3 protein-coding genes are annotated in these 3,241 nt (G+C 37.1%); 2 read left to right on the top strand and 1 reads right to left on the bottom strand.

Going from position 1 to position 3,241, the window contains the following annotated elements; translation table 11 throughout:
- Together ppk1 and ACOVQ4_RS14500 are read left to right on the top strand one after the other, a co-directional pair.
- Positions 1–2,012: polyphosphate kinase 1 (gene ppk1 / locus ACOVQ4_RS14505; RefSeq protein WP_421821345.1), on the top strand; the 2,012-nt coding region annotated here is incomplete at its 5' end.
- Between the two features lie 49 nt (positions 2,013–2,061).
- On the top strand, positions 2,062–2,607 hold the full coding sequence (locus ACOVQ4_RS14500) for a class I SAM-dependent methyltransferase (protein WP_421821344.1): 546 nt from the start codon (positions 2,062–2,064) through the stop codon (positions 2,605–2,607).
- An 11-nt stretch (positions 2,608–2,618) separates the two neighbouring features.
- Here the strand turns inward: ACOVQ4_RS14500 and ACOVQ4_RS14495 are convergent, their stop codons facing one another.
- Positions 2,619–2,996, bottom strand: a complete 378-nt coding sequence (locus ACOVQ4_RS14495) for a rhodanese-like domain-containing protein (protein WP_421821343.1) — start codon at positions 2,994–2,996, stop codon at positions 2,619–2,621.
- Positions 2,997–3,241 lie beyond the last annotated feature (245 nt).

Here is a 3,241-nt window from a genome sequence, read left to right as displayed (position 1 = left end):
TTTCGATTAGGGTTGGTTCGTTGTATAATTATATCGACTTTGGTAAAGAGCGTAGCGATTACTCGGGCTTGAGAGAAATCCCTTTCAAGAAAACTTTGATGGCTGCTACTCAGGCTTTTGTACAAGAAAAGCAACGTCTTTACAAAGAAGATATTGTACCACTCTGTACCCAAAATGGCTTTAGAATTATTAAGATTGGTGACTTGTATTCTGAAGAACTTGAAAAGGTAACCGATTATTTTAATCGTACGATATATCCAATGCTTACCCCAATGGTGTTTGACCAAACGCACACTTTTCCAAGTTTGCTGGCAAAAACCTTGATTTTTGGGGTAGTTACTCGCATACCATCGGGCGAAATTGATTTTATCAAAAACGAACCACTCAAAGGTGATAATAGTAAAATCAGTTTTGTACAAATACCTCAGAATCTTAAGCGTTTTTTTGTTTTTGAACGTGAGGATGAAATTGTATTTTTTCCTATCGAAGAAATCATCCGTCATGAAATGTGGAAACTCTACAAAAACGTAGAAATCGAATCTATTGCCCTATTCCGTATTACTCGAAATGGTGATTTTGACGTGGTAGAGCATGAAGATTCGGAAACAGACTTTATTGACGAAATCAAGAAAAAAATTAAAGATCGTCGTTTAGGCCGTGTGACGCGCATCGAAATTGAACCTGATTGTTCTCCTTGGATGCTCGAAATGATGATGAAGCGCTGGAAATTGGAAAAAGATGGGGTTTTCTACAATGGAAACCTTATTGATTTTACTGCTTTTTGGCAAATTATCAAATATCCCGAATTTAAAAGTCGATTGGTACAACAGCATCCTCCTGTACCACCTCTGGGTCTTTCGAGTATGAAGCAGGCTGATATTTTTGAGACTATTCGCCAAGGCGATATCTTGATGCATCACCCTTACAACAATTTTGAGCCTGTTTTACAACTCTTAGAACAAGCTGCTGACGACCCTCAGGTATTGGCTATCAAGATTACCTTGTATCGTATTTCGAAAAACTCAAGAATTGCGGATGCCTTGCTCCATGCTGCCGAAAATGGTAAACACGTGTCGGTGTTGTTTGAGGTAAAAGCTCGTTTTGATGAGGAAAACAATATTCGTGAGGCTTTGCGACTTCAAAATGCGGGTTGCTTTGTAATTTATGGTATCCCAGGCTTAAAAACACATACCAAATTACTACAGGTAATTCGTACCGAAGGTAATCAGGTGGTAAGTTACGCACATTTGTCGTCTGGAAACTATAATGAAGATACTGCCAAACTTTATACTGATATTGGTTTGTTGACCACCAATGAGGTGATTACGCGCGATATTTCCGAATTTTTCAATGTTATCACAGGACATTCACAACCACATAGTTACAAATATTTGATTACTGCCCCTCGTGAGATGCGTAACAAATTGGTGGAAATGATTCGTAATGAGGCACGCAATGCTCAAGCGGGCTTGCCAAGTGGTATTTGTATCAAAATCAATTCACTACAAGACAAAATCACGATTGATGAATTATACAAGGCTTCACAAGCAGGTGTACCAATTCAATTGATTGTGCGTGGTATTTGTTGTATCCGCCCGGGTCGGAAAGGTTTGTCTGAAAATATTAAAGTACGTTCTATTGTTGGAGACTTCTTGGAGCATACACGCGTGTATTATTTCCATAACAATGGGAATCCAAAAGTATATGGAGGCTCTGCCGATGTAATGGTTCGTAGTTTTGACCGACGTATCGAGTCCTTATTCGAATTAGTCACCAATCAGGTGCGTCAGCAAGCTATTCATATTTTGCAATGTAACTTGCGCGATAATGTGAATACCTATGAAATGCAGGAAGATGGTTCATACAAGCATTTGGCTAATCCTGAGGATTTGGGTATAGAACCTTTCGATATTCATAAAGAATTTTTTAATGTAAAATTAGAAGATGTGATGAATGCTCGCTTGTTCGAAGAAACTTCCGAGCCAGAGCAAATCGAATTAGAAAGTATTTAATTTTGACAAAAACCCTTACTTCGGTAGGGGTTTTGTTTTTTTGAAAAATATGAAAAAATCATTTGATGCATATCAACTTCGTGCTGGCGATGTGGTGGCATCTATTGGCGCAGCTTCGGGTGTATGGGAAATAGGCTTGGCAACGATGCAAGATGGACTTACGTTTTATATTCAGGATATAGACGTATATAGTTGCAATGAGGAAGAGATAGCCTATACAAAAAAATATTGGGAGCGTCAGGTTGGTAGAATAATCGACGGGGTATTTTATGCCGTAGTTGGCACGCCTCAAAAAACTAATCTGCCTTTACAAACTTTCGATAAAGTCTTAGTTATTAATGCCTTTCATGAATTTGAATACCAACAAGAAATGCTAGAAGAAATAGGCTTAATATTGAAAGATGGGGGGCAACTCATTATTGAGGAAGAAATAGCCTTGACGTTGGGACAAGTGCACGAGGGCTGCGGATTACCACTGTTCCTAGAGGAAGAACTCATCAAGTTTGTTCAGAAATATCGGTTTGAGTTAATTAAAATCGTGGAAAAAGAAGCATTTTTAAAGGTATATATTTTTCAAAAAAAATCTGTGACCTGACATCTTAGGCCTTAATGTACCCCTTCTTTTACCAAATCTTTATATCCTCCTTTAAGATTATAGATTTTTTTAAAGCCATATTCTTTCAATATTTCGGCGATTTCAGAGCTTCTTCCACCTGTGGCACAATACAATAATACAGGCTTATCTTTATCTAAAGATTCAATTTTTTCTAAAATATCTGGGTCAAAATAATCAATACATTTTGCAGATGTTACTTTTCCTTCTTTCCATTCTTGAGGAGTACGCACATCAATAATTTGTATATCGGGATTATTTTTGACAATATCAGCAAATTCGTGAGGGCTCACATTGAGATTTTCCTCAACGACGCAGCCTGTGCAAAGTGCTACAAAGCTGATGAAGTAAACAATAAATAAGGGTTTCATACAATGGTTAAGTGGTATTTTTATGCAAGTTATAGGGATTATAGGAATTTTCTAAATTCTAATTTTTAGAAAGTTATTAGAGTTTTTACTTGGTATAAAAATGAGGGAGATTGGAGCTGTATTTTACAAAAATTCGTGTGTAATTTGGCGAATGAGTGAATTTCTCCTTAAAGTAATCACTCATTCACTCAATCAAAATTCTCTCAATTTGGAACTGCTCATGCTTATTTCTTTTTAGGAGCTGA

This window comes from Flectobacillus sp., from assembly GCF_049240685.1.
In the GTDB taxonomy this organism is placed as follows: domain Bacteria; phylum Bacteroidota; class Bacteroidia; order Cytophagales; family Spirosomataceae; genus Flectobacillus.
Note: the sequence above shows the minus strand (reverse complement) of the source record. Positions and strands in the feature narration are given on the sequence as shown.